This is a genomic window from Thermodesulfobacteriota bacterium, from assembly GCA_036482575.1.
Classification (GTDB): domain Bacteria; phylum Desulfobacterota; class GWC2-55-46; order GWC2-55-46; family JAUVFY01; genus JAZGJJ01.
In genome coordinates, this window is the sequence record JAZGJJ010000131.1 from 1 (window position 1) to 2,524 (window position 2,524).

A 2,524-nucleotide genomic window follows, 5' to 3' on the forward strand; every position below is an offset into this window, starting at 1 on the left:
TCTATGAGGGTGTTGTTATCGAACTCCTTCCGCCTGTCGACCATGTACACCCTCATGTGCCCGGCGAACTTGTCCACGTGCTCGTCGAACCTGGCGGCAACGAAGCGTTCGACCACGACCCGTGTCGGGTCGTCCTCCTTCTTGCCTCCCCCGAGCCAACCCAGCACACCTTTCTTAGAGGGAGAGATAACGGAGAGGATCTCCTCGATGGCCTCGCACCTCTGAAGGTCCCTGGAGAACTTCTCCCTGACGCCATCGAGGGCCGCGGTGAGCTTCTCGGCCGCCTTCGGGTCGTCGAAGAGACCCCCGATAAGACGGTCGTCCATAGAGATGTCATAGAGCATATGATGGGCATCCACCCCCGCCATGTCGAACTTTATGAGGTAGTCCAGGATACGGTCTCTCAACGCCGTCACCCTATGCTGGTCCTTGACGACCCGTAAAACTTTCTTCGCCCCGGAGAGCGAGACGGATATGAGATCCTCCACGCTGCCGGTCGTCTCGGTTAGCTCGGGCGCGTGCTCGGAGAGGGCCTCGAACGTCTCCCGGTTTATGCCGTAGGGGTTGAACGAGCCTAAGAGGGCCCCGGAAGGTATGGAGAGGAAGGCCCTCGGCACAAGCGCCGACCTGAATACGGCTTCCGAGGAGACGCTGTAACAGAGTGCCCGTGCCTCCTTCAGCCTCGAAAACACCCCCCGGACCGCGGCACTGACCGCCATGCAGAGGGCATAACTCACGGCAACGTCGAGCTTCTCGTAGGCGAGACCCCTTATCCTGAGCCCCTTCTCGACCTTGCCCTTCCACTTCCTTATGACGCACATCATGGCAAGGAAGAAGAGGTAAGAGGTCCTCTCCTCCCCGTCCACCTTTATCTCCTCCTTGAGCGTCTTCTCGACCATGTCGGAGACCCATTGGATAAACTCCTTGCCGTAGCCGTCGGGGCCGAGCCATATGCTCAGCATGGCCCCGTCCACGAACGGAGTGGTCCTCAAGATCTCGACCGCGACCTCCCTCTCGATGGAGTCCGGCATGAGCGCCTCGGTCTTATAGGTCTTGTCCTTCAACTCCTGCCTTATCTCCAGCGAGAACTCCGGCGGGGTCTCGTAGCCCTCGCCCTCGACCTGTTCCGCATCATACCTGACCTTAAACAGGGTCACGAGGGCCACTACCGCCTTCTTGATCACGGCCTCGTCATCGCTTCCGAGGTGGTACGGCACCTTAAGCTCCGCGAGCGTCTCGCCGAGCTTGAAGCGCTGTTTCTTCGGATCCAGCGTCCAGGGCTGTCCGCTCGCCATGTCGTTATCCGGTTCCAGGAGGCCGTCCATGAGAGCAAGCCGTTGCTTGTAGTAAGGTTCCACCATAGGGGGTGTATAATATAACAGATTGAGTACATAAATCAAGGGGGGAGGGGGGGGTAGGGATAGTATCCCACCGCGGGCTTTTGCTTCGGGCGCTTGAACTGTGCTAATATCCGCTTATGGAGGTCATAACCACACACACCCACGCGGACTTCGACACGCTTGCGTCCATGGTGGCGGCCAAAAAGCTCTACCCCGGGGCCCGGCTGGCCTTCCCGGGCTCCCTCGAGAAGGGGCTCGGCAAGGCGATCGAGACCATCGAACTCCCCTACGGCTTCGAGCGGGCAAGGGACATGGAGCTCGACAGCATAACCCGGCTCATACTGGTCGATATCCGGCAGGCCTCGCGGATAGGGCCGTTCGCAAAGGTAGTCGGCCGCGAGGGGGTCGACATACACGTCTACGACCACCACCCGCCCGCAAAGGGAGACGTCCGGGGCTCGCTCGACGTATACGAGAGGTACGGCTCCACGACGACCATACTCACGCTCCTTATACGCAAGAGGGAGCTTCCTCTCACTCCCGTCGAGGCGACCGTCATGATGGCCGGGATATACGAGGACACGGGCTCGCTCGGTTTTACCTCCACCACGCCGAAGGACTACGAGGCCGCCGCATTCCTGCTGGAATGCGGTGCCGACCTGAAACGCGTCTCCGACCTCCTTAAAAAGGAGCTCACCCCGGACGAGGTCTCCGCCCTGAACGAACTACTCACTTCCGAGACCACATACACCGTCGGCGGCGTGGACGTAACCATCGCCACCGTCTCGGCCGAGGAGTTCGGCGGGGAGGTATCCACCCTCGCCCACAGGCTCGTGGATATCGAGGGGCTCCGCTGCCTGTTCCTCCTGGCGGAGCTGAAGGACCGGGTCCACATGGTCGCAAGGAGCGCCGTACCCGAGCTTGATGCAGGCGAGGTGGCGAGAGCGCTTGGCGGGGGCGGGCACCCAACGGCCGCCGCGGCAACGCTCAAGGGCATGACGCTCATAGAAGCGAAAGAGAAGACACTCGCCGCCGTAAGGGCAAAGGTCATCCCGAGAAGGACCGCCGGGGATATAATGTCCGCTCCTGCCATAACCGTACCCGTGGACACCCCGCTGCGGGACGCCTATGAGCTCATGCGGCGCTACGGCATAAACGCGCTTCCGGTCGTTGATAAGGAGGAG

At 61.0% G+C, this 2,524-nt stretch carries 2 protein-coding genes; one reads left to right on the forward strand and one right to left on the reverse strand.

Annotation, left to right across the window (positions count from 1 at the left end):
- Positions 1–1,361, reverse strand: a 1,361-nt coding sequence (locus tag V3W31_05825) for a hypothetical protein (GenBank protein ID MEE9614460.1), incomplete at its 3' end; no start/stop codon positions are given.
- A gap of 116 nt (positions 1,362–1,477) precedes the next feature.
- Between V3W31_05825 and V3W31_05830 the strand changes: the two genes are divergently transcribed.
- The coding region (locus tag V3W31_05830; protein MEE9614461.1) for a DHHA1 domain-containing protein at positions 1,478–2,524 on the forward strand (1,047 nt) is incomplete at its 3' end.